This window comes from Microvirga rosea, assembly GCF_020595095.1.
GTDB lineage: Bacteria > Pseudomonadota > Alphaproteobacteria > Rhizobiales > Beijerinckiaceae > Microvirga > Microvirga rosea.
In genome coordinates, this window is record NZ_JAJDOP010000010.1 from 1 (window position 1) to 25,820 (window position 25,820).

The window sequence follows — 25,820 nt, forward strand, 5'->3', positions numbered from 1 at the left end:
TGTCCTTCCAGGTTTCCGAGGTCGCAATCCGCAGGTTCACCACAGGCTCGCCCGAGTTCAACCGCCGAACCTCAGGGTCACGCCCCAGGTTCCCTACCAATATCACCTTGTTCACACTGCCTGCCATGGCAACGTCTCCGTTCATCTCTCCTGACTATCGTCAGGTCGGGTTCTACACTCCTGCCCGGGACTGAGCATCCCCTTTGTTCTACATTTGTTCTTAAATGGATGCAAGGAGATAAACAGGTCGGAGAGAATGGTGGGAGGTTGAAGAAGGTCGGGATGGTGGCCAGCCGCGAAACCGCGGCAGGCACGATTATTCGGCGGCCTGAAGATAGACGACGTTGGACTGGGCGCTTCCCACGTCACGGAGGGTTTTCGCCATGTAGTTCAGCCGCTCGATCACCTTTTCAAGGTCAGCCTTAGTGCCGTCGCTCAGATCATAGGCGTTTCGGCCCCGATAGAGTCGGTTGATCTGGCTTTCCATTTCGACGGCGTTCTCACGAATCCGATGCACCAGGTTATCCGCGATCACGTCGGCATTGCTGTCGACAACGCAGAAACCCACATCGCTGGCACGTTCTTTGGACATCAGTGACACCTCTTCTTGTCGTTCTTCTTTCGGTTCAGGCGGCGGCTCGCTGGTTGATCAGAAGGCCGAGACGGCGAGCCAGATTTCTTTTCGTGACAGGTCCGATCCATGGCAGGCTTGCCAGATAACCGAGCTTGTCGTTGCTCTCCCGGTAAGTGCGGAAGAAGCGTTCGCGCTCCTGCCAGATCTGATCGATCGCCTCGGCCTTGCCGGGATGGCGGAAGCTCATCCTCGCGGTGGCGCCGAGCTCAAGAGCGCGGACGCAATGCTCATACGTGCGACGTCCGACGGAAGCCGTCACGCTGGCATGGCAGATGGCGAAGATCACGTGACGGGCGAGGTCCTCCGCGTTCTGGGGCGGTGCGAGACCTTTGTCGGCAAGCTCTGCCTGCGCAGCGGACCAGCCGTCGAAACCGTGAAAAGCCGAAGAGCTTGGCAATAAGTTCACCGTATGTTCCAGGCCGCTTGAATCATTCGGACAAGCTTCGTTCCTGTTCTGCGAATCCGGTTCGGAGCGCGCCAACCAAAAGCCGACGCTCCCGACATGTCGAAGCGAGAAGAACGAAACCGCGCGTGGGCCGAGAAGGAGCGGAGGCCTTCGGGTTCGCGCATACGCAAACTTGCGCCGGAGAGCGAAAAAGCCGCGTCGTTATTGGACTTTTCGGCATCTCTCCGCTCAACAAAGATGGGCTTTGGAACCCCGTTTTGCAAGACCGCCGACAGTGTCGGAATGTCCTCTGCGGCGGCGTTCGGGGCATGGGGCCATCCGGCGATCTCCCGTCGTGCGATGGTGAAGGTTCGTGCCAGATCGATGTCGGCCTCGACGTGGTGAACGGCCACCGCGCAGGAAAACGCCTCGGCAAACGGGGCCATGGCGCACCAGGTCTTTTCAGCCATATGCAACGGCCAAGCCCAGAGCCCGTCTCCGCGTCTGGCGCCGAGACTCTCGCGCTCGATGAAATAGCCGTTTTCCTTATGCTCAAGCCCGCTTGGCGTTACGAGCCATTCCTCATTCTCGAACAGGGATTGTTCTTCCGCCACGGCTGCCATCCCGACATCCTCCCGGCCACGGTGCCCGACATCTCAACGGTGCCATTACCGAAGCCCATCTCTTGTGATAAGAACAAAAAGAGAACATACCGCGAGAAGATTCGGTGTCAAGCAATTGCGCTCGCTCGGACTGTAATCTCGGAGTATCCGATACTATGTGGTGGCTCGGGTGATAGGATTAAAGAGATCCCCTCACTTGCCTCTGCAACAGAAGCAAAGCTGTCGCGAGATTTTACGGCTCAGCTTGACTTCGAAAGCTTGGGCTGCGGCAAAAGGAAAGACCTGTAATGACGACCCTGAAAACCCCCGGAAACGACAGCCTCAAGCGTCTCGAAGACCTGCGCACGACGTTCGAGCGGCTTCGGGCGGAGCGTATCCGGACCGAGGGTGAAGTCGAACGGCTGGTGAGGGAGCTCGATCAGGCCCGCACGCAGGCACGGGATGAATTCGGAACCGACGACGAGGCAGAACTCCAGCGGCTGATTGAAGCAGCGGCGCGTGAAAACACCAAAAGGGTCGCCGATTTCGACGCGATTCTGCGCGATGTGGAGAACCGTCTCCGTCAGCTCGGGAGCGAGATCTGATGGAGCATGGCGACAGCAACCATCAGGTAATCCGTGCGGCGGCCGCGCTGGCACGCCTCGAGGGACGTCGCGACGCCCTCAAGGTCCGTGCCGGAGAACTGACCCGAGACATCGAACTCGCCAAGGGACGTCTCGCCGTAAAGGACGAGGTGGAAGGATTCATCGAAGCCGTTCACGGCAGCGCCAGCCGCCGCAATGTCGCGGCCTTCGAAACCCTGCTGACGGCGCTCGTGCAGGAGGTTCTTCCCGGCGAGAAGCCTGTGGCTCTGGATCTGTCGACGGAGCGTGGCTTGGCGGCCCTCGACATTTGCGTGAAACGCCCCGACGGCAGCATGGAAGACGTGCTGGAGGACAACGGCGGCGCCCTGACCAATGTGATCGGCATGGCCCTGCGCTTGATCGCCGTGGTGAAGGCGGATGTTGCGCGTTTTCTGGCCCTTGATGAGGCCGATTGCTGGATCGCGCCGGAGCGGGTTGCGGCGTTTTATCGCGTGCTTGAAGACGGGGCTGCGCGCCTTGGCGTTCAATGCTTGGCCGTGTCGCATCACGACTTGGCGCAGTTCTCCGGACAGTTCCATATCGCCCGCATTGCCGGCGAGCCGAGTGCCGGCGTGACGATCCAGTCCGCGGATTGCAGCGCGGCGTGGGATGATGCTGCGCCGGGACTGCGTTTCATTCGACTTGTGAACGTTCAGGCCTATGAAGACGCCACGCTTCCTTTGGGGCCCGGAGTCAACGCGCTGATCGGTCCGAACAACCGCGGCAAGTCGACCTTCATCCGCGCGCTGCGCGCCGTGTTTTACGGTGAAGCGCGCGACAGTCTGGTGCGGGCCGGAGCCAGAGCCGCAACGGTCGAGATCGGCGTCGCCGGCAAGCGGACCTTACGCTTCACGCGCCAGCCGCGCCGCACCCCGGTCAACATTTGGTCGCTGCATGAGCCGGACGGGTCCATCGTCGAAACGGCGTCCATGCGCTACGAGACAGGCGGACGATCCGTCCCGGATTGGGTCGGCGAACTGTTCCGCATCACCAAGGTCGAGGATCTCGACGTCCACATCGCCCACCAGAAATTCCCGGTTTTTCTCTTAGGGGAACCTGCTTCGCGCCGTTCCGCCGTTCTGTCCATCGGGCAGGAGGCGAGCTACATTCGCGACATGCTCGTCATCCATCGGGAGCGCTGCGCGCGGGACAATGCGCTCGTGCGAAACGGCGAGCGGGAGCTGATCGCTCTTCGGGAGGAGCTTGACGGTTTCGGAGTTCTCGCGGCGTTGAAGGATGACCTCGGAAGAGCGCACGAACGGGCGGCCGAAATAGCGGCTACCGAACGCCGCCTTCGATCGCTTCAAAATACTCATGACCTGCTGCAAAGCCTCGCGTCCAGGGTGCGGCGGGCACAAGCGCGAGCCGATGCAACGGCGGACCTGCCTGAGCCGCAGAGCTTCGTGGCACTTGCCGGTGCGTTGCAGCGTGTCCGGGAGCGTGAGCGCATCGGGCGGGGGCTTCTGGAGACATCCGCGAGGCTTCGCGATGCGCAGGCGCGGCTGGCCTCGTTGCGGTTGCTTCCCGAAACGACTCCGGCCCTTGAAAACCCCATGCCCGCGCAAAACATTCTGAAACGCATGATCGACATTCGAAATGCCAAAGCTCAGGCGGAAGAGCGCATGATGAAGATGGATGCGCAGGCCCGCGCCCTCCGCGACGAGATGGCCGATCTCGTCGCCTCCCATGGCGGGCTTTGCCCCACCTGCGGTTCGCCGGTGACCGCCGATACCCTTCTGGACCATCAGGCTCATGGCGCCATGGAGCGACTGACCGCATGATACTCTTCGGTGAACGTCTCGACACTCGCTCATGCAGTGGGCTTCTGGTCATCGGGGATCCGCATGTGGGCTCCCGCCGCCCGGGTCGCCGCAAGGACGTCCTGTGGCCTCAGCCCGTCCTGTCGAAGCTCGAACACTGCGTGGGGCTCGCCAACGCCCGCGACCTTGCCGTCGTGATCCTGGGTGATCTGTTCGATCGTCCGGTGGAAACCGACGAAGCGCTGAAGAACCAGCTGATCCGCATTTTGAAGAGCTTCAAGCATCGCCCTGTGGTGAATGTCGGCAATCACGACATTCAGCATATGACGCTGACGGACGGTGACACCCTGGCGCTGCTGGGTCTTTGCGATGTCGTCGATGTGGTGGCGACATCGGCTCCCGTTGCCGCCTATGACATCGGCGGACGGCGGATCGGCGTCGGCATGACGCCGTTCGGGCAGACGATTCCCTCGGACATCAGGGGCTCGTTCACGGACGTGGACTGGCAGGCTTGGTTCACCCATCACGACATCGCCTTCGATGGCGGTTATCCAGGGGCGGTGCCGCCTTTCGCCATCGAGGCCTGTGACCTTCTCGTGAACGGTCACATCCATAAGACACAAAAGGGCATCACAGCCGGTCGGACACGCTGGCTCAACCCCGGCAACATCACGCGTCAATCCGTCGATCTGGTCGATCATGTGCCCCGCGCGTGGATCCTGGATGCCGGAGGCAACCTGAGCCCAGAGGCGTTGCCGTTCGAGGCGGACGTATTCGATCTGACGGGGCGGCTGATCGAAGCCGCCGAGGGCGCCGTGGTGGCCGAGGCGGTGGAGAGCGCCTTCGTGACGCTCCTTCAGGCGGAATCGCCGACGGAGCTGCGTCGAAGCGGCGACGGTTCGATCCTGCGCGACGAAATCGAAACCCGCTTCCACGCGGAAGAAACATCGGAGGTCGTCCGCGCCATCGTCCGCTCGCTCCTGGGTGAAGCGGTGGAGCGGCACGCCCGCTCCTGAGCGCTCAGAACCCGAAGGGATCCGAATAGGGGAGGCGGCGGCGGCGCACGGGCGTCTCGGGCAGAATCGGGCGACTGATGTCCACGGCGATCAAGCCTTCGCAGGCAAGCGACAACACCGCCGCGACCCCATCCGCCGCGTTGGTGGCGCCCCCCGCGCAATCGACGAGCCGCATCGTTCCGCACTCGTCGAGCTGGTGCAGGATCCTCACCCGGTCACCTGCGGTGACGAGGGTACGCCTGCAGGCCATGATCAGACGAACTGTCGTGAAGCGCGGCTCGGCGCGGATGGTGGCGACGGTCTCGAACGCGAATGCACGCCCATCCTCCGCGGATAGGCCGCCGAAAGTTGCCGCGCGCAACGGGTGATTGGCAAGGTCCTCGTCGGTCACGATGTCGACGAGGCAGGGATGTCCATCGCGAACGATCTCGAAATCGGCCGCATGCTCCACGATCTCGTCGCCCACGTTGAAGTGGGCCATGGGCGCCGGCGCCTGCAAAGCTTCAATCTCAGGATCCAGCTCGCAGATGGCGAGGAAGTCCGCAACCAGCGACGGCCTCGTCGTCGGCGTACCGGAGGGTCTGCGGGCACGTCTGGAGCCGGCACGCACGGAGCGCCGTGGGGCGATATCGAGCAGAGCTTGTGCGGACAATGATTCCTCCCGTGCAAGGCAAGCCCTAAAGTAAGGCTAAGCTGAGCACTTAAAATTCATCAGGAACAAATATAGAACACATGGATGATCGTCAATTATCGACAATGTCGAAGCCGGTCATAGGGCCAAGGTTATTTCAGCCTTTGCTGCGCCTGTTTGGGACAAAACGCCGCTATCGAAAAAACAGAGTAAAAACAACCACATGATACATGGTCGTTACTGCCCCCGAATTGGACGGTACGTCAGGAATTTGCTATAGAACAAAAATAGAACAAACGGCTTCGAGAAACCATCCGGTAGGGCTGCGGCACAGCTGCAGCTTCCTCTTCGCAACGAGGATCGACAATGAACAGTACTGACAAGAAAATCGCCGAGGTCCTGGCAAAATTCGGCGAGCCGATGGCCGGCAACGTTTGGCGCGTCCAGGGAACCGCCGTGATCTATCACAAGGCGCTGGAGCGCATCGCCGCGCAGGCTGCCATTCAGTTCGAGCCGCCGACCATCGTGCGTGCAGAGCGCGACGAAGCCGTCATCCTGGTGACGGGCCGTATGGGCGAGCGCCTTGAATGGTCGATCGGCGAAGCTCTGGTCGGCACCAATTATCGCGTCTCCGGCAAGCAGGCCGCCTACGTCTACGCCATGGCGGAAAAGCGCGCGAAGGACCGCGTCATCCTCAAGCTGATCGAGCTTCATGGTCTCGTTTATTCCGAAGAAGAGGCGGATGAGTTCAAGAACAGCCGGCCGCTTCCGCCGGAGCAGCAGGTCGAGGGTGAGAAAACCGTCGTCGAGATCGTCGCGCCCGACAATCAGGTGGAAGCGGAGCTGAAGCAGAAAATCAGCAAGGCCAAGACCATCAACGCCGTGACCGACTTGATGCTGAACCCGGACACGCAGCGCGTGCTGAACGATCTGCCCGAGGGCATCCGTGACGAGGTGCGCGACTTCGCCAAGGCGCGTCTCGTGGAGCTCGGCTGGCCTTCGAAGAAGGCTGCGTAATCTTCCAGAAAGGGGGGCAGACCGCCCCCCTTTTTTATGAGAGCTGCGCCATCTATGATAGGTCTGCGCAGCAGCGGGATATCACGGCATGAGTCTCGAAACTCACATTCCCAGGTCTGATCGACAGGAGCGGTGGGTCGGCCGTGCCTTGATCGTCGGAGCCGCTGTCTGCCTCATCGGCACGGGCGGCCTCTTGTGGTGGCGTCAAGGCGCCGATGTCTTCAGCAATGTGGTGTCCGCCGCGCTGGCATGGTGCTTCTGAAGCAGTCCGCTCCGGGACGTCTTGGCAAAGCCATGATGGGTCTTGTTCCAGCGGAATGGTTCGCGCATGGCCTCCCATATGCTTCTCCACGCCGCCATGCTGACGAGCCCGTAGTAAAGCGGGAGCAGAAGAACCCACGGAAGCAGCCGCCAGAGCCGTCGGCGCTTGAGAGCCGCGCAGGCCGGAAGAAACATGGCCGCCATTCCCATCACGAAAAGAGTGCCGCTCCATGCGTGAAGCAGGCTGCCATGCCTTGAGACGGGTGGCGTGCCTGCCCATACGTAGACGAACAAACCCGTGAAGATGGGAAAGGCAAGGGCGCTCATGACCGTGCCGTAGGTCAGCACCATGGCGGCGAGCCAGCGCCATGGACCGAGCTGCGACATCGTCTTCCATGGCGCACGTGAATGGCTGATGGAGGTTTGCATGAAGCCCTTCATCCATCGCGTGCGCTGGTTCATCCAGGCGCGAAGCGTCAGGGGAGCTTCCTCAAGCGTGGACGAGGGCAGGTCGCGGACGCGATACCCGAAGCGTGCCAAGCGGATCCCGATATCTGCGTCTTCGGTGACGTTCCAGGCATCCCAGCCATGGATCGTCCGAAGCACGTCGGTCCGGAAATGATTGGAGGTTCCTCCGAGTGCGACGGGACTGCCGATTTCGGCGAGGCCTGGATTGAACACGTCGAAAAGGGCGGCGTATTCGATGGTGAAAAGCCGCGTGAGCCACGTATCGTCGGTATTGTCGATGGTCAGCCGCGCCTGAAGGCATGCCGTGTCCGGCGGGGCCGCCGCAAACCCCGCCACGGCCATGCGCAGCTGATCCGCGTCGGGAACGTCCTCCGCGTCATAGATCACGGTGTAGGATCCTCTGGCCAGAGGCAGCGCGATGTTGAGAGCTCGCGGTTTGGTGCGTGGATGTCCGGGCGGCGCGACGATCACGTCGATGCAGCCGGGCATGGCGATGGCTGCGAGAGCCGCGGGCGTTTCCTCGTCGTCGGCCTCGAGAACGAATTTGATGTCGAGCTTGGCTGCCGGGTAATCGATTTGGGAAAGGGCGGCGACAAGGCGTGTCGCGATCCTCCGTTCACGATAGAGCGGGGCAATGATCGTATAGATCGGCAGTGCGCTATCGGCCTCGCGCCGGACTGCCCGTGCGGGAGCCACCGGATTGTCCAAGAGGATCGTCGCCAGCCGCAGGACAACGGCCGCGAAGAAGAGCGGGCTCAGAGCGGCGGCCAGAACTGCCAGGGTCGTGGCCGGTGCGGCAACGCTCCAAAAGGCAAACAGGCCTGAGAGAACCGCAAGGCCGGCCACGTGCCGCCGGCTCAGCCCGTCCCTGATCGAAAGGTCCGCAGACCTGTCGCACAGGGCGTTCGCCCCGTGATAAGCGATGCTGCGATGCTTGGTCCGCATGACCTCCTGGCGAAGCCTGGTCGGCGTTGTCACCACCACTTGACGGTGGATCATCGTGCGGGCTCGGAGGAGCCGTGTCAGAATCTCTCCGGAGGGAGCCATCAAGAAGCCGGTCGCCGATTGGAGAGGAGCCAAGCCCGCCAGAATGCTCTCGGGATAGCGGCTGTGGCGCGAAAGGCGCGGAAACAGCGTAAAGGGGACGCCAAGCTCCTGCGCCAGAGCGCGATAGAACAGCGTCTCCTCGACCATTCCGGTTTTCAGAAGATAGATATCCGGCGCCACCCCTGCCGCTGCGGCAAGGGTAGCGGCTTGCAGGAGGATCGACGGCGAAAGGCCGAGGGTTGCAAGAAAGCCGATTTCCGGAGGAAGGATTGCATCCGGAAGAGTTGACTGTCGGTCTTCCTCCGCTAGACCCTGGTTTGCCGGGACGAGCGGTCTTCTCTGCAGGGATGGTGGAGAAGTTTGCAAAAGGGTGACGATTGCCAAAACGATACAAAGTTATGTTATTCGTCACCCGTGTTACCCGTAAGATCAAGGCCGTCTCGCTACGGCAGGTCTGCCTATTTCTGGGTTTGGCCCTTTCCGGCCTCATGCCCGCTCAGGCGCAGGAAGTGGCAATTCCGAACTTCTGGGATCCGCGTGCTCAGTTGGAGCGCCCGGACCTCACCGGTCTTCGGCCTATCCGTTTCCTGATCGACGACGACTTTCCGCCGTTGCATTTCAGCGGCGTCGACGGCAATCCGACCGGGTTTTCCGTGGAACTGGCAAGGGCCACGTGCGAACGCCTGGCCATCACCTGCACCGTGCAGGTTCGCCGGTTCGACACCCTCTTGGATGCCCTTGCGGATCGCCAGGGCGATGTGGTCGCGGCGGCGATCCCCATTACGCCGTCCTTAAGGCAACGGTTCGCCGTCACGGCCCCGTATTTCAAGATCCCGGCGCGCTTCGCGGCAAAGAAGGACCGCAACCAGCCGGTTCCCGACGTCAAATCCCTTGCGGGCAAGACCATCGGCGTCGTCGCGAACACGGCTCACGAGGCTTACGCCAAGGCCTTCATGGCGGGCAGCGCCCTCAAGGCGTTCCCGGAACTCTCCGAGGCGCAGACGGCCCTCAAGGAAGGGAAGATCGATTACCTTTTCGCCGACGGGCTCGGGCTTGCTCTCTGGATTGGCGGCGAGGCCTCGGCCGGATGCTGCGATTTCATCGGCGGGGCCTATCTTGAAAGCCGGTTTTTCGGTGAGGGCATCGGCTTCATCGTTCGCCAGGACGAGGAAAATCTTCGAAGAGCCTTCGACTATGCGCTCCAGCAGCTCTGGAAGGAAGGCAAGTACGCAGAGCTTTATCTGCGGTTCTTCCCGGTCAGCCCCTTTTAAGCCGCATTGACCCTGAGCGATTGGCTGCCTAAGCACTTTGGGGAGAAGTGAGCCGGTTTTCGGTCCGAAAGCGCGGCGTTACCTCTTTCCTGAAGTGGGTTTCGATTCCATCGAAGCGAAAACCACATTAGGGTGCCGCGTTTTTTCCATCAGCTTTTGGTCACATGTCACAACCTCTTTCTCTCGACCCCGCTCTGATCGATGCCGCTCAAACCGCGACGGCCTGGCCCTTCGAGGAGGCCCGCAAGCTCGTGGAGCGGCTCAAACGGACGGGCAAGAAAGAGGTTCTGTTCGAGACCGGATACGGACCCTCGGGCCTGCCCCACATCGGAACGTTCGGAGAGGTCGCGCGCACCAGCATGGTGCGTCATGCCTTCCGGGTCCTGACAAATGACGCGATCCCGACCCGTCTCTTCGCTTTTTCCGATGACATGGACGGCCTGCGCAAGGTGCCGGACAATATCCCGAACAAGGAACTGGTGGCGGCCGCCCTCGGCAAGCCGTTGACCCAGGTCCCGGACCCGTTCGGGACGCACGAGAGCTTTGCCCATCACAACAATGCGCGCCTGCGCGAATTCCTCGACGCGTTCGGCTTCGACTACGAATTCCTGTCGGCGACCGAGTGCTACAGGTCCGGCCGTTTCGACCAGACGCTCCTGACGGTGCTCGAACGCTACGATGCCGTGATGGCGATCATGCTGCCGTCTCTCCGCGAGGAGCGTCGGCAATCCTATTCGCCCTTCCTTCCGGTTCACCCGAAAACCGGAATCGTGATGCAGGTTCCAATCGACGAGCGGAAGCTCGATGCGGGCACGATCGTCTGGCGCGATCCCGAAACCGGCGAGCGTTTCGAGACGCCTGTCACCGGAGGGCATGCCAAGCTGCAATGGAAGCCCGATTGGGCCATGCGCTGGGTTGCGCTCGGCGTCGATTACGAGATGGCCGGTAAGGACCTGATCGACAGCGTGAAGCTGTCGGGCGAGATCGCCAAGGCGCTCGGCGGCACCCCGCCGGAGGGCTTCAACTATGAGCTCTTCCTCGATGAGAAGGGCCAGAAGATCTCCAAGTCCAAGGGCAACGGCCTGACCATCGACGAGTGGTTGACCTACGGGACGCCGGATAGCCTCGGTCTTTTCATGTTCAGCAAGCCGCGGGAAGCCAAGAAGCTCTATTTCGACGTGATCCCGCGGCAGGTCGATGATTATCTCACGTTCCTCGAGAAATATCCGGCGCAGGACGCGAAAGCACGCCTGATGAACCCGGTGTGGCATCTTCATGCCGGTCACCCGCCCGAGCCGGAACTGGTGTCCTCCGGGGGAGGCAACCAGCCGGGCACGACGATCTCGTTCTCCATGCTTCTGAACCTCGTCGCGGTGGCGAATTCCGAGGATCCGGGCGTGATCTGGGGCTTCATTCGGCGCTATGCGCCGAACGTGTCGCCGGAGACCCATCCCCGCCTCGACAGCCTCGTGAAGCGCGCCGCGCGCTATTTCGAGGATTTCGTGAAGCCGCAGAAGGCCTATCGCATCGCCGACGAGGTGGAGGCCGCGTCCCTGCGCAAGCTCCAGAATGCGCTGGCGCCGTTCGAAAACGGCGAGCGGCCAGTCACGGCCGAGGCGATCCAGGAAGAGATCTACAATGTCGGCCGGGCGGAACCACGCTACCAGGACTTCAAGGCCAAAGGCGCGACGCCCGAACGGCCCGGGGTGTCCATCGAGTGGTTCAACACGATCTATCAGGTGCTGCTGGGAGAACCGCGCGGTCCGCGCTTCGGTTCGTTCGTGGCCCTGTTCGGCGTCAGGGAAACGCGGGCGCTGATTCAGAAGGCTCTCGACGGAGAACTCGTGAGCGAGCACGAGGCTTTCGTCAAATCCCGCGCGGCGGAGCGGGCGGCCTGACGCCCGTTTATTGCCGCGCCCACATGATGCGAGCGACCCAGGCGACGTCCTCGGCTGGGATCACGTGGTCTTCCTGGCCGGTTTCGAACGGGGCAAGGTCGAGGGTTTTCGCCGAGCGGCGCCGGAGTTCCTTCGCAATGAGTTCGCCGCTCGTGAGCCGAACCACGACCCGATCACCTTTGCGTGTGCTGGCGGTCGGAGACACGATAAGAATGTCTCCGTCGCGATAAAGCGGTGCCATGGAATCGCCCGTCACCTCGAGGGCGAAGACCTTCTCCTGGCCGAAATCGGGAAAGTCGATCTCATCCCAACCGGGCCCCCCCGTGGGCAGGCCTTCGTCCGTGAACAGCTTACCGCCGGACGCCGCCTGCGTCAGGCTGATCAGCGGGATCGTCGAGCGGCGCAAGGACCCGGAAGGCTCCACGAGGCGCAGGAAATCTTCCAGCGTCGCGCCGGTTGCCCGAAGAATCTTCGCGATCGACTCGGTCGAGGGCCAGCGATCCCGACCCTCGGGACTTGTACGCTTCGACTTGTTGAAGCTGGTGGCATCCAGTCCGGCTTTGCGGGCGAGGCCCGACGCCGTCATGCCGTGGCGGGAAGCCAATGCATCGATAGCGGCCCAAACGCGATCATGGGACAACATATGATGAACCTTCGAGAGGTGCCAAAAACGCTACTGGAAACCGAACCTATGATTAGGAATTAAGGTTGTTCTATGGCTCGCACAATGGAGAACAAGGTCTAACAACAACGAGTGCAGGTCCCGGTTGCTCTGCGACGGACCGGGCGCTACTCAAAAGCGCTATGGCCATCATCTATAAAATCTGTTCGCAACCGCTCTGGAAGGCTGCTGAAGAGGCAAAAGTCTTCCACGGCGCTCCCATCGACGCTCAGGATGGGTACATCCACTTTTCCACCGCGTCTCAGGTGCGGGAAACTGCCGAAAAACATTTTTCCGGCCAGGAGGGTCTGCTCTTGATTGCCGTCGAGGGCAGTCGGCTCGGCGATGCGCTACGCTATGAGACATCCCGCGGAGGCGCCCTGTTTCCCCATCTTTATGCGCCGCTATCGCTTTCCGCCGTGTTATGGGTCAAGTCTCTGCCGCTCGGGCCCGACGGCCTTCACGTTTTCCCGGAACTTGCCGAATGATCAGTTCAATCTTCCCTCTCGCGAAGAAAGTGCTGCACGCTCTCGATGCGGAAACGGCGCATCAACTGACGATCCGAAGCTTGTCCCTGATGCCGGTCCGGCACCTTGCAGGCGATGACGAGCGCCTTTCCGTCGACGTGTTCGGACGGGAGTTCCCCAATCCGATCGGCCTTGCGGCCGGCTTCGACAAGCAGTGCGAGGTTCCCGATCAACTCCTGTCCCTCGGCTTCGGCTTCGTCGAGCTTGGCGGTGTGGTGCCCAAGCCTCAGGAAGGAAACCCGCGGCCACGGGTTTTCCGCCTTGCGAGAGACGAGGCCGTCATCAATCGCTTCGGCCTCAACAGCGAGGGCCTGGCGACGGCGCGCCGCCGTCTCGTTGCACGGCGCGATCGTCCGGGCATCGTCGGCGTCAATATCGGAGCGAACAAGGACGCGACCGATCGCGTCGCCGATTACGTGCAATGCATTCGCGAGCTGTCCGGACTTGTCGATTTCCTGACCATCAATGTGTCGTCTCCGAACACGCCCGGCCTGCGCGATCTGCAGGGAGAAGCATTTCTCGATGACCTTCTCGCCCGTTGCATCGAGGCGCGGGAAAAGGCCGATCAGGAACGGCGGAAAACCACCATTCTGCTGAAAATCGCTCCCGATATTTCTCTTGGGACCCTGGACGCCATCGTTGCGACGGCTCAGCGGCGCGGAGTGGATGGACTCACGGTCTCGAACACGACGGTCGAGCGCCCTGAGAGCCTGAAGGAAAAGAGCCTCTCCAAGGAAACCGGCGGCCTTTCCGGACGGCCGCTTTTCGAGCCGTCCACGCGATTGCTGGCGCAAGCCTATCTGCGCGTCGAGGGCCAACTGCCCTTGATCGGCGTCGGCGGCGTCGGATCTCCCGAAACCGCCTGGGCGAAGATCCGCGCCGGAGCGAGCCTCATCCAGCTCTATTCCGCCCTTGTTTACAAAGGTCCCGGTCTCATCGGCGAGATCAAGCAGGGACTTTTGCGAACCCTGGAGCAGCAGGAGACAACGCTGGATCGAGCCATCGGCCGCGACGCAAGCGCCATTGCCGAGGGCCGCTTTTGACGGCCGCCGCGGCCGTATTCCATCACCCGACCTTCGCGAAGGTCTTGCGCGTCAGGCGGGAGCAGAGCAGGGCCTGTCCCAATCCACGGGTCGCAAGGAAAACCAGCAGCGCCGTCCACAGGCCGGCATTTCCGAACGATCCCGCTGCGAAGAGGATGGCCCCATAGGCCGCAAGTGCGACAAGCATCAGGTCGCGCATGGCCTTCGTCCAGGTCGCGCCCGTATAGATCCCGTCAAACGCAAAGGCGGCGGCGCCCATGAGCGGCGTCAGTGCCGCATAAACGAGATAGTCGCGGGCATAGAGCCGCACATCCGGGCTCGTCGTGACGAAGTCGATGAACAGACTGCCGCCGAGCAGGAAGATTGCGGTCACCGCGAGGCCGAATCCGAAGCTCCAACCGAGGCTCAGCGTAACGGCGCGGCTAAAGCTGCGCTCGTCCCGGGCGCCGATGCATTGCCCGCACAAGGTTTCCGCAGCGGTAGCAAAGCCGTCGAGGAAATATCCGCCGATCAGGAACATGTTGTAGAGCACGGCATTGGCCGCGAGGGTCACGTCCCCCGAGCGCGCGCCGAGGGCGCTGAACACTGCGAATACCAGCATCAGCGCCATGTTGCGGATCAGGATGTCGCGATTCATGCTCAAGGTCTGCAACATCGCGGCGCGGTTGAGGATCTCGTGCCGCGCAATGGCGAAGGGGTTCGAGCCCAGCCGTCGCAGAACCATGATGCCGAGACCGACGCCCAGGACCTCGGCCGCCGTTGTTCCGATCGCAGCGCCCGCCACCCCCCAGTGGAACACCAGAACCAGAACGGATGTCAGCAGGATGTTGGCGACGTTGATGGCCACCTGCAGGAGAAGGCCGAGATCCGTGCGCGCGCGTCCCAGCGTCGAGCCGAGGATCACGTAATTCGCGAGGGTAAAAGGTGCGGACCAGATGCGGATGAAGAAGTAGGTCGACAGCGCTTCCTGCACGGCATCGCTCGCTCCCGTCAGCGGAAAGGCCACGAGAGCGATGGGCCATTGCAGGAGGATCAGGCACAGTCCCGTGATCCCCGCCACGAGAAGCGCGCGCGCCAGGACCCGGTCGATCTCCCGCCGGTCTCCGGCACCCGTCGCCTGGGCCGTCATGCCGGCCGTGGCCATGCGCAGCGACCCGAAGGTCCAGAACACGAAATCGAAGACGACCGCGCCGAGCGCGACGGCTCCCAGGAGATGAGCCTCGCCGAGCCGCCCGATCACCGTCGCATCGACGAGACCGAGAAGCGGTGTGGTCACATGCGACAGAGTCATGGGCAATGCCAGCGCAAGCATGCGCTTGTGCGTGACGGCGATCCGGCGTGTTGAGACGGAACCTTCCATGAGAGCGCTCAGTGCCGCCCGAACAGGCGGGCAATCACCCACAGGGGAACGACGATGATGGCCCCGTAGAGAATCCAGCGGCCGATTTCCATCACCGTGTCCATGCTCAGCCCGAGGAGGGAGCGCAGCCAATGGTAGATTCCCTCGATCAGGCCGAAGGGCGTAATATCCAGGAACGCCATGAACGCGCCGACGAGCAGCGACAGGAAGATCAGTTTCACCAGCACCGAGCCGGGCGAGCCGCCGAGAAACCGGTTCACATTGGACATTGTCCCATCCTTATTCCTTTGCCGTGCTGGACCGCGGCATTTGCGTGTGCTTCATCGCAAGGGAAGGCGACGAACGCAACCTCACTCGGGCCTAGTATGATCGATCCCGCTCTTTTCGACCCCGCGAGCATCAGCGACGAGATCAAGGCGCAGAACGCCGACATCATTGCCCGCCTCGGCGCCCTGCCGGACCCCTGGTCCGTGCCGCCGGCGGTGGTCCGGGAGCGGCGGCGCCAGGGTCTGGGGCCTTTCCCGCCCTTGCCCAAGAGCCCTCGCGCGACGACGATCACCATCGACGGCCCTGCCGGCCCGTTGCCGCTCCGGATCATCGCGCCCGAAGAGCCCAAGGGCGTTTATTTCCATATTCATGGCGGTGGGTGGACCTGGGGAACCGCCGACGAGCAGGACCCTTACCTCGACCGGATGGCCGATCATTGCGGCTTGGCCGTCGTATCGGTGGAATACCGGCTCGCCCCGGAACATCCCTATCCGGCCGCCCACGACGATTGCGAGGCTGCGGCCCTGTGGGTGGTGCGCGAGGCGAAGGCGCGCTTCGGCTCGGACAGGCTGTTCATCGGCGGCGAGTCGGCCGGCGCTCACCTTTCGGCCGTGACTCTCCTGCGCCTGCGGGACCGCCATGGGCTGACCCCGTTTCGCGGCGCGAACCTGTTCGCGGGCTGCTATGACCTGAGTCTCACGCCGAGCGTGGTGAACTGGGGTGAGGATAAACTGGTTCTCAATACCCGCGACGTCCGGATCTTCGCCGACAATCTCTGCGGTCCGCAGGTCAACCGGCGTGATCCCGATCTTTCTCCCCTTTATGCCGATCTCGACGGCATGCCCCCGGCGCTGTTCTCCGTCGGAACACGGGATCTCCTGCTCGACGACAGCCTGTTTATGGCTGCCCGATGGGCATCCTTCCGCAACCGGACCGATCTCGCGGTCTGGCCCGGCGGCTGCCATGTGTTCATCCGCTACGAGAGCGCGATGGCGGAGCAGGCCCTGTCGCGGATCGACGCCTTCGTCAGCAGTCTTTGAAGGGGTGGTCAGTCGGCGCTGGCCGGGGAGGGCCTTTGGGTCACGCCGATCTTCGAGGCGGCGATGACGGCTTGGGTGCGGCTGTCGACGCCAAGCTTGTCGAGGATGGCCGAGACGTGCGCCTTCACGGTCGCCTCGGAAACGGAGAGCTCATAGGCGATCTGCTTGTTGAGAAGCCCCTCGGACAGCATGGTCAGAACCCGGACCTGCTGCGGCGTAAGGGTCGCGAGACGGCGCACCAGGTCGGCGGTTTCCTTGTCCTCGGTGGCGGAAAGATCTACATCCGGAGGCGTCCAGACATCCCCCGCCAGAACCGCCTCGATGGCGCCGCCGATGCTGTCGATATCGATGGATTTCGGGATGAAGCCGGAGGCGCCGAACTCCATGGCCCGGCGAATGACGGTAGGCTCCTCCGTGGCGGACACGATCACCACCGGCAGTTCCGGATATTGAGCCCTCAAGGACAGGAGGCCCGAAAAGCCCTGGACGCCCGGCATCGTCAGATCGAGAAGGATCAGGTCGATGTCCCGCTCCTGGCCGAGGGCGGTGTTCAGGTCATCCATCCCGTTGGCTTCAACCACACGAGCTTTCGGCATGACGGAGCCGATCGCCTGTCGCAGCGCACCCCGAAAGAGCGGGTGATCGTCGGCGATGATGATCGTGGTATTTTGACCCTGCACTACGTCGTCTCCCACGCAACTCCTTGAGCCTTATCCGCATCCCCGCTCAAATGGCAAGGCGGGAAGGGAAAGGACGGCACCATTCTACCTGAAACTCGTTGGATTGGCGCGGAAAACAAAGCTTAGCCATATCGGGACCCGCTCAGGCGCCGATCAGGTGGAGCAGGATGTCGCGCCGGTGCGGACGGTCCCGATGCTCTGCCAGGAAGACCCCCTGCCACGTCCCGAGCGCCATCTGCCCTTCCGTCACCGGGATGGTGAGGCAGGTTCCGGTCAGCGCCGTCCGGATATGCGCCGGCATATCGTCCGGCCCTTCGGTCGCATGGACATAGCTGGCGTTTCGAGGCGCCAGCCGGTCGAGCGCCGTGAGCAGGTCCCGGCGGACATCCGGGTCGGCGTTTTCCTGGATCATGAGAGAGGCGGACGTGTGGCGGCAAAAGACCGTGAGAATCCCATGGAGGATGCCGGTTCCCAGGACCCAGCGGGCGACAGGCTCCGTCATTTCCACAAAGCCCTGGCCCTGGGTGTCCACCATCAAACGTCCCATGGCCTGCTGGGTGACGCTGCCTTCGGTGAGGGTTTCGACGGCCGAAACGGTCATGGAGCTTCGCCTCCGGTGTCCTGTTCGATCATAGGCCCTTTGAGCGGATGAATCTCCTTCTCGCCGCGCTCGAGGATCTTCTCCAGGGTTTCGATCCGGTCGGCTTCCGCCGCAGGCTTGTCCCAGCGGATGCGGTTGATCCGCGGAAACCGCATGGCAACCCCGGATTTGTGCCGGGTCGATCGCTGCAACCCCTCGAAGGCGACTTCCAGCACCAATCCGCGATCCTTGCCGTATTCCACCTCCCTGACAGGGCCGAAGCGGTTGACCGTATGGTTGCGGACATAGCGGTCGAGCTTGAGCAGCTCCTCGTCGGTAAAGCCATGATAGGCCTTTCCCACGGGCACCAGTTCCTCGCCATCCGGCCCGTCGCGCCAAACGCCGAAGGTGTAATCCGAGTAATAGGACGATCGTTTCCCGTGTCCCCGTTGGCCGTACATCATCACCGCGTCGACCAGGTAGGGATCCCGTTTCCACTTGTACCAGTAGCCCTTGGGACGTCCCGGCAGATAGGGGCTGTCGGCCCGCTTGATCATGCAGCCTTCGATGGCATCGGCGTCGGGCCCCGCCCCAACCGAGGCGGGATCGGACCGGGCGGCGGCGAGGATCTCCCACGAGGAGAATTCCACCAGGGGCGATAGGTCTATCCGAGGATCGTCGAGCCGGGCCACCAGGAGTTCGAGCCGCCGCCGCCGTTCCGAAAAGGGCAGGTGGCGCAGATCCTCGTCGCCCTCGGTCAGGATGTCGTAGACCCGCAGGTGGGCCGGGAATTCGGCCATGAGCTTGGGCGTGACGGCTTTTCGGTTCAGCCGCTGCTGGAGAACGTTGAAGCTCTGAACCCGCCCCTCGCGGACGATCAGCAGCTCCCCATCGATGGCACCCTCGAAGTCGAGAGCTTCCACGAGGTCAGGAAAGGCACCCGATACGTCCTCTCCCGTCCGGGAATAGATGCGGCGGACCAGACGCCCGTCGCCGGAGCGGCCGGACACCGCCTGGAGGCGGATGCCGTCCCACTTCCATTCACCCAGGAAATCGGCGGCATCGAGCTTGGGGAAATCCTCCTCTTCGAGAGGATGCGACAGCATCGGCGGGCGGAATGGAGCCGGGTTGCTGGTTTCAGGCTTGGGAGCACGGCCCTCGACCCAGGCGAACAGCGCCTCGTAGGGCGGCTCGAGCCCGTGCCAGATCAGCTCCACCTCGTCCGGCTCGACACCGCCGAGCTGGGCAACCGCCGTCTTGGCCAGGCGGGCCGACACGCCGACCCGCAGTTCCCGGGTGATCAGTTTGAGCAGGGCCCACCGTCCCGTTTCATCGAGGGCATCGAGCCAGCCGGCGACCCTCGCGGGCAGTTCGCTCTTCCCGGTGGTCGCAAGGGTCTCGACGACTTCGGAAATCGTCGGGACGTGAGGCGGCGGGTTGTTGTGGCCCGGCCCCGGCGTCTTGTCCTCTCCAGAAACCGGATGGGGCCAGATCAGGGCGGTGGTCTCCGCAAGATCACCCACATAGTGGTAGGACATGCGGAACAGCACCGGATCCGTCCGCTCCTCCACCAGGCCACGGATCAGGCCGGGCTTGGCCTCCTTGAACATGAGGGAGTTGGTCAGGGCCGCGAGCGCATAGCCCCGGTCGGGATCGGGCGTATGGCGAAAATAGTCCACGAGCAATCGTAGCTTGGCATTGCGGCGGGGCTCATAGGCCAGCCGGTCGAGGAGGGCGGCAAAGCGGTTCATGCATCTCCTCCGCCGGCGGCCGCGGACGGGTGACCAGGGTCCTCCGCCTCACCCTCGTCTCCGTATCCGAGCATGTGGAGGGGGCGCGCCCTGATGCCCTGCATGGTGCACCAGTGGACAAGAGCGTCTTCCTGACCATGGGTCACCCACACTTCGCCCGCGCCGGTTTCCCGGATTGTGCGGCAAAGATCGTCCCAGTCGGAATGGTCGGAGATGACGAGGGGCAGCTCGACGCCTTTCTGTCGCGCGCGGGCCCTCACGCGCATCCAGCCGGACGCGAAACAGGTCACCGGATCGGGAAAACGCCGCGACCAGAGGTCCTGGATCGAAGAGGGCGGACAGATCACGATCGCGCCCGCGAGCTTCGATCTCTCGGCCGCCACGACCTTCGGGGTTTCTCCCAAGGGAACGCCTTCGCTTTTGTAAAGCTCCGTCAGCCGTTCCATGGCGCCGTGCAGGTAGAGCGGCTTGTCATAGCCCTCCTCCCGCAGCAGGGCCATGACCCGCTGCGCCTTGCCGAGGGCATAGGCGCCCACGATATGAGCGCGCTCGGGAAACAGGTTGACGGAATCGAGGAGCTTGCGCACTTCGCCGCGCGTGTCCGGATGGCGGAACACCGGCAGGCCGAAGGTTGCCTCGGTGATGAAGACGTCGCAGGGAACGACCTCGTAGGGCAGGCAGGTCGGATCCTCGGCGCGCTTGTAATCCCCGGACACGACGATCCGCGTGCCGCCCGCCTCGATGGCGATCTGTGCCGAACCGAGCACGTGCCCGGCCGGCGTGAACCGCACCGTCACGTCCTTGATGCGGATGTCCTTACCGAGGGGCGCTTCCTGGGTCGCCCCCGCGAAGTCCTCGCCGTAGCGCACGCCCATGATGCGCAAGGTCTCCCGCGTCGCCAGGACCGCGCGGTGGCCCGAACGAGCGTGATCCGAATGACCGTGGGTGATCAGAGCCTGTTTCACAGGCCTGATCGGGTCGATGTGGAAGTCACCGAGCGGGCAGTAGAGCCCTTGCGAAGTCTGGGTCAGGATATCGATGGAACGCAGCGCCATGGTGCAGGCAATATAGGACGCCGCAGCCAAATTTCAGGGCGAGGTTCTTCAAGTCGATCTCCGCATTGACAGGCGCCCCGCGCTCCCTCATGGCAAACCTCATGTCTCCCGCTTCGACCTACCGTTCCTCAGGCGATCTTCTGGCCGACCGCCGCTACGAATATGCCCGCGCCGCCTTCGAGGAGCAGGATTTCGAAGCGGCGGCCGATCTCGCGCGCCAGGTCCTGGACCTCGTTCCCCATTTTGCCGCCGCCCATGCGCTGCTCGGGCGCGCGGCCGCGGAGCTGAGCCAGGGCGATGTGGCGGTGGCGGCGCTTCAACGGGCTTTGTCCCTGGAGCCCGACGATGCTCTGGGAGTCCGGCTCGATCTCGCCCGGTTTGGAGCGGTGACGCCCGAGGAGGCGATCACGGATGGCTATGTGCGGGCGCTTTTCGATGATTATGCGCCTCGGTTCGAGCGTCATCTGACGCAAAGCCTTGCCTATCGTGGACCTGAGCTTCTGGCCGATGCGCTCCGCCGGGCCTGCTCCAAGCGTCTGCGGACGGATCGTTTCGGCCTGACCCTCGATCTCGGCTGTGGAACCGGTCTGATGGCGAAGGCGCTCGAAGGGTGCTGCGCCCGCATCGAAGGCGTCGATCTTTCCCCTCGCATGATCGAGAAGGCCGCCAAGGAAAAGCTCTATGACGCCCTCCATGAGGGCGAGCTCGTCGGTTTTCTGTCCGGCCGTGCGGCCTGTGAGGCCGATCTCGTCATCGCCGCCGACGTTTTCGTCTACATGGCGGATCTCGGGGCGGCTTTCCGGGAAATCCGGCGCGTTCTCAAAAAGGGCGGCCTCCTCGCCTTCACGGTTCAGGTGCATGAGGGCGACGGGTTCATCCTTGGCGAAGACGCCCGTTACGCCCACGGCGAAGCTTATCTGTCGGCGCTTGCCGCCGATGTCGGTTTCAATCCCGTTCTGTTCGAGCGCGTCTCGACCCGCGAAGACCGGGGACGGCCGGTCCCCGGCTTTCTTCTCGTGCTGGAGCGATAGGGCGCCTCAGGCCGCCGCTGGCTTCGAGGGGTGCGGCGCATCCTCGTAGCAGCCGACGACCGACTGGTCGAAATCGATGATCGAGCCGGTCATCATGCCGGACTCCGCGCTCACCAGGAACGCGACGCTGCGCGCGACTTCGAAGGGATCGAGAAGACGCCCGAAGGGCTGGGCCTGAGCGGCCTTTTCCAGCCAGCCGTCCTGAGCGCCGTGGTAGGTGCGCATGATCCGGTCTTCGCCGGGCGTGTTCATCCAGCCGATGTTGAGGCCGTTCACGCGGATCCGCCAGGGCATGAGGCTGAAGGCGGCGTTCTTCGTGAGCGTCGCCAGGGCTCCCTTCGAGCCGCAATAAGCCGAGATGAAGGGCTGGCCGCCGTGAGCCGACATGGACAGGATGTTGACCATGGCACCCTCGATCGTCTCGCGCCGCATGATCTTGGCGGCCTCCTGCATGAGGAAGAACGGGGCGCGGACATTGACCGCGAACATGCGGTCGAAAAGTTCAGGAGTGGTGTCGAAGATCGTTCCGCGATCGGTGATGCCGGCCGCGTTCACCAGAACATTGACCTTCCCGAAGGTCTTGTCCGCCCGTGCCGCCACCGCGCGGGCCTGCTCGACATCGGCCAGGTCGGCCTGAACGAATTCGGTCCGGCACCCTTGCGCCGAGATGTCCTTTGCCACGGCCTCGCCGCGTTCGGCGTTGCGGCCGCAGATCACGAGCCCGGCGGCGCCGCGCTCCGCAAGCGTTCGGGCAATCGCCTCTCCGACACCTTGAGTGCCTCCGGTGACGATGGCGACCGCATTCGTGAACTGGGATGATGAGGACATGGCGTTGCTTGTTATGATGTTGTGGGATCAGAGGGGTAAATTGAACCGGCTAAGGAATGAGGGCAAGCGGGGGGCCGGGCGCTTCCACACGAAGCGCATGGCTTGTCCATGGCTAAATCCGTCGCTTCGCCTATCTTGAGGGACTGATGCCGAAATCTGCCGCTTCTCATCTCCCCCAGGTCTTTCGCGACTGGTTCCAATCCCGAGGCTGGGAGCCCCGCGCCCACCAGCTCGCCTTGCTGGCCAAGGCACAGGAGGGACGTTCCGTCCTGCTCGTCGCGCCCACGGGCGCGGGCAAGACCCTGGCAGGATTTCTGCCGAGCCTCGTGGATTTGTCGGGCGGCAAGCCTCTGGGCCGGGAGAAGCGCACGCTCCACACTCTTTACATCTCGCCCCTCAAGGCCTTGGCCACGGACGTCGCCCGCAACCTGGAAACGCCGGTTCAGGAGATGGGCCTTCCGATCCGCGTCGAGACCCGGACCGGAGATACGCCGGCCCACAAGCGGGCGCGGCAGATCGAGCGGCCGCCGGACATCCTGCTGACCACGCCGGAGCAGCTCGCCCTGCTTCTCGCCCACCGCGAGGCGGGGGACCTGTTCAAGGATCTGCGCCGGGTGGTCCTCGACGAGCTGCACTCCCTCGTCACGTCGAAACGCGGGGATCTGCTTTCCTTGGGCCTCGCCCGGCTCTTCTCCCTCGCACCCGACATGACGGCCGTAGGGCTGTCCGCGACGGTGCGTGAGCCCGACGAGTTGCGCAAGTTCCTGATGCCCCAGCGCCATGGCGATGCGTCGCGAGCGAATGATCTTGCCGATCTCGTGGTGGTCGAAGGGGGCGCCAAGCCGGATATCCGGATGCTCGACCTGAAGGAGCGCCTGCCGCTGGCGGGCCACACGGCGGGTTTGTCCATGCCGGCGATCTACCGGATGATCCGGGATCACAAGACGACCCTCGTGTTCGTCAACACCCGCATGCAGGCGGAATACACGTTCCAGGAACTCTGGAACCTCAACGATGACGGTCTGGCGATCGCCCTTCACCACGGCTCCCTCGACGTGTCCCAGCGTCGCCGGGTCGAGGAGGCGATGATCGCCGGAAAACTGCGGGCGGTTGTCTGCACCGCGACCCTGGATCTGGGGATCGACTGGGGCGATGTGGACCTGGTGGTCAATGTGGGCGCGCCGAAAGGGGCGTCCCGGATCATGCAGCGCATCGGGCGCTCCAACCACCGCATGGACGAGCCCTCGAAGGCCTTTCTGGTGCCGGCCAATCGCTTCGAGATTCTCGAATGCCGGGCCGCGCTCGATGCGGTTCACGAGGCGGCTCAGGACACGCCCGACGCGCGGGTCGGGGGCCTCGACGTGCTGTGTCAGCATATTCTCGGAATGGCCTGTGCCGATCCGTTCCGGCCCGAGGAACTCTATGAGGAAATCCGCTCCGCCGCCCCTTACGCGAACCTGTCCTGGGAGGATTTCGAGGCGTGCATCGCCTTCGTGGCCACCGGCGGCTATGCCCTTCGGGCCTATGAGCGCTTCGCCAAGATCGTGAAGGGCCAGGACGGGTTCTGGCGCGTGCGGGACGCGCGGGTGGCCCAGCAATACCGGATGAATGTCGGGACGATCGTGGAATCGACCATGATCAAGGTGCGCCTCGGCAAGACGAGCCGCTCCCGGCCCGGCACCGTGCTGCCGCGCGGCAAGATCCTGGGCGAGATCGAGGAGTACTTTGCCGAAACCCTGACACCCGGAGACACCTTCCTGTTCGCCGGGGAGGTGCTGAAATTCGAAGGCCTGGGAGAGGACGCGGCCCTCGTAACCCGGGCAAACCCCGGAACGGACCCGAAGATCCCTTCCTACGAGGGCGGCAAGTTTCCCCTGTCCACATTCCTGGCCGCGAGGGTACGGGAGATCCTCGCTGACCCGTTCGAGTGGGATCGCCTCCCGGCCCAGTTGACCGAGTATCTCCTGCAGCAGCGTCGGCGCTCCATCGTCCCAGGTCCGAGGGACCTTCTGGTGGAGACCTTCCCCAGGGGCGGCCGGTTCTACATGACCTGCTTCCCCTTCGAGGGCCGATTGGCGCATCAGACCCTGGGAATGCTGCTCACCCGGCGGCTCGAGCGGGCGCGCCTTAAGCCCCTCGGCTTCGTGGCCAACGATTATGGGCTCGCCGTGTGGGGGAACGGGGACATCGCCGCGAGGGTCGGGCGGGAGCCGGGCTTCCTCGATGAACTCTTTTCCGAGGATATGCTCGGCGACGACCTGGAGGACTGGCTCGCCGAAGCGGCCCTGATGAAGCGTACCTTCCGCCACTGCGCCGTGATCGCAGGCCTGATCGAGCGGCGGTTCCCGGGCCAGGAAAAGACCCAGCGTCAGGTGACGATTTCGACCGATCTCGTCTACGACGTCCTGCGCAAGCACGAGCCGGATCATGTGCTTCTGCGCGCCGCCCGTGCCGATGCGGCAACGGGACTCCTCGACGTCAGGCGCCTCGGCATGCTGCTACAGCGTATCCGGGGGCGAATCATCCACAAGGCGCTCGACCGGGTTTCTCCCTTAAGCGTGTCCGTCATGCTGGAGATCGGCCGCGAGCGCGTTTATAGCGACGATGCGGACGAGATTCTGGCCGAGGCGGAAGCAGCGCTTCTCGATGAGGCTTTGGCGTGACGGCTTTGCTCAAGAACAAACAGACAACAAGCGAAATCGGCCTGAGTGGACGAACGGCGGTCCTGGACCTGACCGGCGGCCTCTACCTGCCGGAGGACGATGCGCTGCTGGTGGCCGATCTTCATTTCGAGAAGGGCTCGTCCTTTGCCCGTCGTGGCATGATGCTGCCGCCCTACGATACGCGCGAGACCCTGAATGCCCTCAAGGAGGCCGTATTCCGCTTCGATCCCCGGCTCGTGGTCGCCCTCGGCGACAGCTTCCATGATGTGGGCGGACCGGAGCGGCTGGGCGACGAGGAGCGGGCGGCCCTGGCCGAGGTTCAAAAGGGGCGGGACTGGGTCTGGGTCACGGGAAATCACGATCACACCCTTCCGGCGAGCATCGGCGGGCGCGTCATGTCCGAGATGACTTTGGGCCCGTTGACCCTTCGCCACGAACCTGCCGAGGGGGCGGCATCGGAGGTCGCCGGTCATCTGCATCCGGTCGGCAAGGTCGTCATGCGCGGCCGGGCGACCCGCCGCCGCTGCTTCCTGACGGATGGATCCCGTTGCGTCATGCCGGCGCTCGGAGCCTATGCGGGTGGGCTCAATGCCTGTGACGCGGCCTTCAGGCCCTTGTTCCCCAAAGGCTTCACCGCACATCTGATCGGCACGGAACGCATCTTCGCCATTGCCAAGGCGATGCTCTGCCGGGACTGAGC

The 25,820-nt window shown here is 63.3% G+C and carries 26 protein-coding genes; 12 read left to right on the forward strand and 14 right to left on the reverse strand.

Going from position 1 to position 25,820, the window contains the following annotated elements; genetic code table 11:
- The 4 genes from ssb to LJD17_RS19480 form a co-directional block, all read right to left on the reverse strand.
- A partial coding sequence (ssb, locus tag LJD17_RS19465) for a single-stranded DNA-binding protein (protein WP_227385947.1) occupies positions 1 to 127 on the reverse strand: 127 nt, incomplete at its 3' end.
- A gap of 189 nt (positions 128 to 316) precedes the next feature.
- On the reverse strand, positions 317 to 592 hold the full coding sequence (locus LJD17_RS19470; protein ID WP_227385869.1) for a hypothetical protein: 276 nt from the start codon (positions 590 to 592) through the stop codon (positions 317 to 319).
- A 34-nt stretch (positions 593 to 626) separates the two neighbouring features.
- Positions 627 to 1,040 (reverse strand): hypothetical protein, encoded by a 414-nt coding sequence (locus tag LJD17_RS19475; RefSeq protein ID WP_227385870.1) that lies wholly within the window; start codon positions 1,038 to 1,040, stop codon positions 627 to 629.
- The gene (locus tag LJD17_RS19480) at positions 1,037 to 1,642 is read right to left on the reverse strand and encodes a hypothetical protein (protein ID WP_227385871.1); all 606 of its coding nucleotides are present in this window, start codon (positions 1,640 to 1,642) and stop codon (positions 1,037 to 1,039) included. The genes LJD17_RS19475 and LJD17_RS19480 overlap by 4 nt, the downstream gene beginning before the upstream one ends.
- A 287-nt stretch (positions 1,643 to 1,929) precedes the next feature.
- Here LJD17_RS19480 and LJD17_RS19485 point away from each other — a divergent pair, with 287 nt between their 5' ends.
- From LJD17_RS19485 to LJD17_RS19495, 3 genes are read left to right on the forward strand one after another with little or no spacing between them, the layout of a single operon-like run.
- Entirely contained in the window at positions 1,930 to 2,226 is a 297-nt protein-coding gene (locus LJD17_RS19485) for a hypothetical protein (protein WP_227385872.1), read from the forward strand.
- Positions 2,226 to 4,046, forward strand: coding sequence for an AAA family ATPase (locus LJD17_RS19490; RefSeq protein ID WP_227385873.1), 1,821 nt, complete (start codon positions 2,226 to 2,228; stop codon positions 4,044 to 4,046). Before LJD17_RS19485 ends, LJD17_RS19490 begins: the two co-directional genes overlap by 1 nt.
- The gene (locus LJD17_RS19495) at positions 4,043 to 5,041 is read left to right on the forward strand and encodes a metallophosphoesterase (RefSeq protein WP_227385874.1); all 999 of its coding nucleotides are present in this window, start codon (positions 4,043 to 4,045) and stop codon (positions 5,039 to 5,041) included. Before LJD17_RS19490 ends, LJD17_RS19495 begins: the two co-directional genes overlap by 4 nt.
- Positions 5,042 to 5,045: 4 nt before the next feature.
- Here the strand turns inward: LJD17_RS19495 and LJD17_RS19500 are convergent, their stop codons facing one another.
- On the reverse strand, positions 5,046 to 5,693 hold the full coding sequence (locus tag LJD17_RS19500; RefSeq protein WP_227385875.1) for a hypothetical protein: 648 nt from the start codon (positions 5,691 to 5,693) through the stop codon (positions 5,046 to 5,048).
- A gap of 345 nt (positions 5,694 to 6,038) precedes the next feature.
- On the opposite strand from LJD17_RS19500, the gene LJD17_RS19505 reads away from it, so the two are divergent.
- Entirely contained in the window at positions 6,039 to 6,689 is a 651-nt protein-coding gene (locus LJD17_RS19505) for a trna delta -isopentenylpyrophosphate transferase (RefSeq protein ID WP_227385876.1), read from the forward strand.
- 204 nt (positions 6,690 to 6,893) lie between these two features.
- Here the strand turns inward: LJD17_RS19505 and LJD17_RS19510 are convergent, their stop codons facing one another.
- Positions 6,894 to 8,645 carry a glycosyltransferase family 2 protein gene (locus LJD17_RS19510; RefSeq protein WP_227385877.1) on the reverse strand — a complete coding sequence of 584 codons (1,752 nt, stop codon included), beginning with the start codon at positions 8,643 to 8,645 and terminating at the stop codon, positions 6,894 to 6,896.
- A gap of 218 nt (positions 8,646 to 8,863) precedes the next feature.
- Between LJD17_RS19510 and LJD17_RS19515 the strand changes: the two genes are divergently transcribed.
- Both LJD17_RS19515 and LJD17_RS19520 read left to right on the forward strand, forming a co-directional pair.
- Complete coding sequence (locus LJD17_RS19515; RefSeq protein ID WP_406600852.1) at positions 8,864 to 9,736, forward strand: transporter substrate-binding domain-containing protein; 873 nt, start codon at positions 8,864 to 8,866, stop codon at positions 9,734 to 9,736.
- Between the two features lie 164 nt (positions 9,737 to 9,900).
- Positions 9,901 to 11,634: a lysine--tRNA ligase gene (locus tag LJD17_RS19520; RefSeq protein ID WP_227385878.1), complete on the forward strand. Its 1,734-nt coding sequence runs from the start codon at positions 9,901 to 9,903 to the stop codon at positions 11,632 to 11,634.
- A gap of 7 nt (positions 11,635 to 11,641) precedes the next feature.
- Here the strand turns inward: LJD17_RS19520 and LJD17_RS19525 are convergent, their stop codons facing one another.
- Complete coding sequence (locus tag LJD17_RS19525) at positions 11,642 to 12,277, reverse strand: helix-turn-helix transcriptional regulator (protein ID WP_227385879.1); 636 nt, start codon at positions 12,275 to 12,277, stop codon at positions 11,642 to 11,644.
- A 161-nt stretch (positions 12,278 to 12,438) separates the two neighbouring features.
- Between LJD17_RS19525 and LJD17_RS19530 the strand changes: the two genes are divergently transcribed.
- Entirely contained in the window at positions 12,439 to 12,783 is a 345-nt protein-coding gene (locus tag LJD17_RS19530; protein WP_227385880.1) for a DUF952 domain-containing protein, read from the forward strand.
- Positions 12,780 to 13,865 (forward strand): quinone-dependent dihydroorotate dehydrogenase, encoded by a 1,086-nt coding sequence (locus tag LJD17_RS19535; protein WP_227385881.1) that lies wholly within the window; start codon positions 12,780 to 12,782, stop codon positions 13,863 to 13,865. Before LJD17_RS19530 ends, LJD17_RS19535 begins: the two co-directional genes overlap by 4 nt.
- Before the next feature lie 22 nt (positions 13,866 to 13,887).
- Here LJD17_RS19535 and LJD17_RS19540 read toward each other — a convergent pair whose 3' ends face one another.
- Together LJD17_RS19540 and LJD17_RS19545 are read right to left on the reverse strand one after the other, a co-directional pair.
- Complete coding sequence (locus LJD17_RS19540; protein ID WP_227385882.1) at positions 13,888 to 15,225, reverse strand: MATE family efflux transporter; 1,338 nt, start codon at positions 15,223 to 15,225, stop codon at positions 13,888 to 13,890.
- Between the two features lie 8 nt (positions 15,226 to 15,233).
- Positions 15,234 to 15,494 (reverse strand): DUF6460 domain-containing protein, encoded by a 261-nt coding sequence (locus LJD17_RS19545; RefSeq protein WP_227385883.1) that lies wholly within the window; start codon positions 15,492 to 15,494, stop codon positions 15,234 to 15,236.
- A 96-nt stretch (positions 15,495 to 15,590) separates the two neighbouring features.
- On the opposite strand from LJD17_RS19545, the gene LJD17_RS19550 reads away from it, so the two are divergent.
- Positions 15,591 to 16,532: an alpha/beta hydrolase gene (locus LJD17_RS19550; RefSeq protein ID WP_227385884.1), complete on the forward strand. Its 942-nt coding sequence runs from the start codon at positions 15,591 to 15,593 to the stop codon at positions 16,530 to 16,532.
- Positions 16,533 to 16,540: 8 nt separating this feature from the next.
- Here the strand turns inward: LJD17_RS19550 and LJD17_RS19555 are convergent, their stop codons facing one another.
- The 4 genes from LJD17_RS19555 to LJD17_RS19570 form a co-directional block, all read right to left on the reverse strand.
- On the reverse strand, positions 16,541 to 17,212 hold the full coding sequence (locus tag LJD17_RS19555) for a response regulator (RefSeq protein ID WP_227385885.1): 672 nt from the start codon (positions 17,210 to 17,212) through the stop codon (positions 16,541 to 16,543).
- A gap of 142 nt (positions 17,213 to 17,354) precedes the next feature.
- Entirely contained in the window at positions 17,355 to 17,813 is a 459-nt protein-coding gene (locus LJD17_RS19560) for a secondary thiamine-phosphate synthase enzyme YjbQ (protein ID WP_227385886.1), read from the reverse strand.
- Positions 17,810 to 19,543 (reverse strand): cisplatin damage response ATP-dependent DNA ligase, encoded by a 1,734-nt coding sequence (locus tag LJD17_RS19565; RefSeq protein WP_227385887.1) that lies wholly within the window; start codon positions 19,541 to 19,543, stop codon positions 17,810 to 17,812. Before LJD17_RS19565 ends, LJD17_RS19560 begins: the two co-directional genes overlap by 4 nt.
- Entirely contained in the window at positions 19,540 to 20,598 is a 1,059-nt protein-coding gene (locus LJD17_RS19570) for a ligase-associated DNA damage response exonuclease (protein ID WP_227385888.1), read from the reverse strand. The genes LJD17_RS19565 and LJD17_RS19570 overlap by 4 nt, the downstream gene beginning before the upstream one ends.
- Positions 20,599 to 20,699: 101 nt before the next feature.
- On the opposite strand from LJD17_RS19570, the gene LJD17_RS19575 reads away from it, so the two are divergent.
- A complete protein-coding gene (locus tag LJD17_RS19575) occupies positions 20,700 to 21,629 on the forward strand; it encodes a class I SAM-dependent DNA methyltransferase (protein WP_227385889.1) in 930 nt (309 codons plus the stop codon).
- Positions 21,630 to 21,635: 6 nt separating this feature from the next.
- Here the strand turns inward: LJD17_RS19575 and LJD17_RS19580 are convergent, their stop codons facing one another.
- Positions 21,636 to 22,457 (reverse strand): SDR family oxidoreductase, encoded by an 822-nt coding sequence (locus LJD17_RS19580; RefSeq protein WP_227385890.1) that lies wholly within the window; start codon positions 22,455 to 22,457, stop codon positions 21,636 to 21,638.
- A 146-nt stretch (positions 22,458 to 22,603) separates the two neighbouring features.
- Here LJD17_RS19580 and LJD17_RS19585 point away from each other — a divergent pair, with 146 nt between their 5' ends.
- Both LJD17_RS19585 and pdeM read left to right on the forward strand, forming a co-directional pair.
- A complete protein-coding gene (locus tag LJD17_RS19585; RefSeq protein ID WP_227385891.1) occupies positions 22,604 to 25,120 on the forward strand; it encodes a ligase-associated DNA damage response DEXH box helicase in 2,517 nt (838 codons plus the stop codon).
- The gene (pdeM, locus tag LJD17_RS19590) at positions 25,117 to 25,818 is read left to right on the forward strand and encodes a ligase-associated DNA damage response endonuclease PdeM (RefSeq protein ID WP_227385892.1); all 702 of its coding nucleotides are present in this window, start codon (positions 25,117 to 25,119) and stop codon (positions 25,816 to 25,818) included. Before LJD17_RS19585 ends, pdeM begins: the two co-directional genes overlap by 4 nt.
- Positions 25,819 to 25,820 lie beyond the last annotated feature (2 nt).

What these genes read in the sequence shown, in the direction of transcription:
- LJD17_RS19490 (WP_227385873.1), top strand. Translation starts at nt 2,226, where the DNA reads ATGGAGCATGGCGACAGCAACCATCAGGTAATCCGTGCGGCGGCCGCG.
- LJD17_RS19585 (WP_227385891.1), top strand. Translation starts at nt 22,604, where the DNA reads ATGCCGAAATCTGCCGCTTCTCATCTCCCCCAGGTCTTTCGCGACTGG.
- LJD17_RS19485 (WP_227385872.1), top strand. Translation starts at nt 1,930, where the DNA reads ATGACGACCCTGAAAACCCCCGGAAACGACAGCCTCAAGCGTCTCGAA.
- LJD17_RS19505 (WP_227385876.1), top strand. Translation starts at nt 6,039, where the DNA reads ATGAACAGTACTGACAAGAAAATCGCCGAGGTCCTGGCAAAATTCGGC.
- LJD17_RS19550 (WP_227385884.1), top strand. Translation starts at nt 15,591, where the DNA reads ATGATCGATCCCGCTCTTTTCGACCCCGCGAGCATCAGCGACGAGATC.
- LJD17_RS19545 (WP_227385883.1), bottom strand. Translation starts at nt 15,494, where the DNA reads ATGTCCAATGTGAACCGGTTTCTCGGCGGCTCGCCCGGCTCGGTGCTG.
- LJD17_RS19580 (WP_227385890.1), bottom strand. Translation starts at nt 22,457, where the DNA reads ATGTCCTCATCATCCCAGTTCACGAATGCGGTCGCCATCGTCACCGGA.
- LJD17_RS19480 (WP_227385871.1), bottom strand. Translation starts at nt 1,642, where the DNA reads ATGGCAGCCGTGGCGGAAGAACAATCCCTGTTCGAGAATGAGGAATGG.
- LJD17_RS19575 (WP_227385889.1), top strand. Translation starts at nt 20,700, where the DNA reads ATGTCTCCCGCTTCGACCTACCGTTCCTCAGGCGATCTTCTGGCCGAC.
- LJD17_RS19530 (WP_227385880.1), top strand. Translation starts at nt 12,439, where the DNA reads ATGGCCATCATCTATAAAATCTGTTCGCAACCGCTCTGGAAGGCTGCT.
- LJD17_RS19540 (WP_227385882.1), bottom strand. Translation starts at nt 15,225, where the DNA reads ATGGAAGGTTCCGTCTCAACACGCCGGATCGCCGTCACGCACAAGCGC.
- LJD17_RS19525 (WP_227385879.1), bottom strand. Translation starts at nt 12,277, where the DNA reads ATGTTGTCCCATGATCGCGTTTGGGCCGCTATCGATGCATTGGCTTCC.
- LJD17_RS19570 (WP_227385888.1), bottom strand. Translation starts at nt 20,598, where the DNA reads ATGGCGCTGCGTTCCATCGATATCCTGACCCAGACTTCGCAAGGGCTC.
- LJD17_RS19470 (WP_227385869.1), bottom strand. Translation starts at nt 592, where the DNA reads ATGTCCAAAGAACGTGCCAGCGATGTGGGTTTCTGCGTTGTCGACAGC.
- LJD17_RS19560 (WP_227385886.1), bottom strand. Translation starts at nt 17,813, where the DNA reads ATGACCGTTTCGGCCGTCGAAACCCTCACCGAAGGCAGCGTCACCCAG.
- LJD17_RS19495 (WP_227385874.1), top strand. Translation starts at nt 4,043, where the DNA reads ATGATACTCTTCGGTGAACGTCTCGACACTCGCTCATGCAGTGGGCTT.
- LJD17_RS19515 (WP_406600852.1), top strand. Translation starts at nt 8,864, where the DNA reads ATGTTATTCGTCACCCGTGTTACCCGTAAGATCAAGGCCGTCTCGCTA.
- LJD17_RS19520 (WP_227385878.1), top strand. Translation starts at nt 9,901, where the DNA reads ATGTCACAACCTCTTTCTCTCGACCCCGCTCTGATCGATGCCGCTCAA.
- LJD17_RS19565 (WP_227385887.1), bottom strand. Translation starts at nt 19,543, where the DNA reads ATGAACCGCTTTGCCGCCCTCCTCGACCGGCTGGCCTATGAGCCCCGC.
- LJD17_RS19535 (WP_227385881.1), top strand. Translation starts at nt 12,780, where the DNA reads ATGATCAGTTCAATCTTCCCTCTCGCGAAGAAAGTGCTGCACGCTCTC.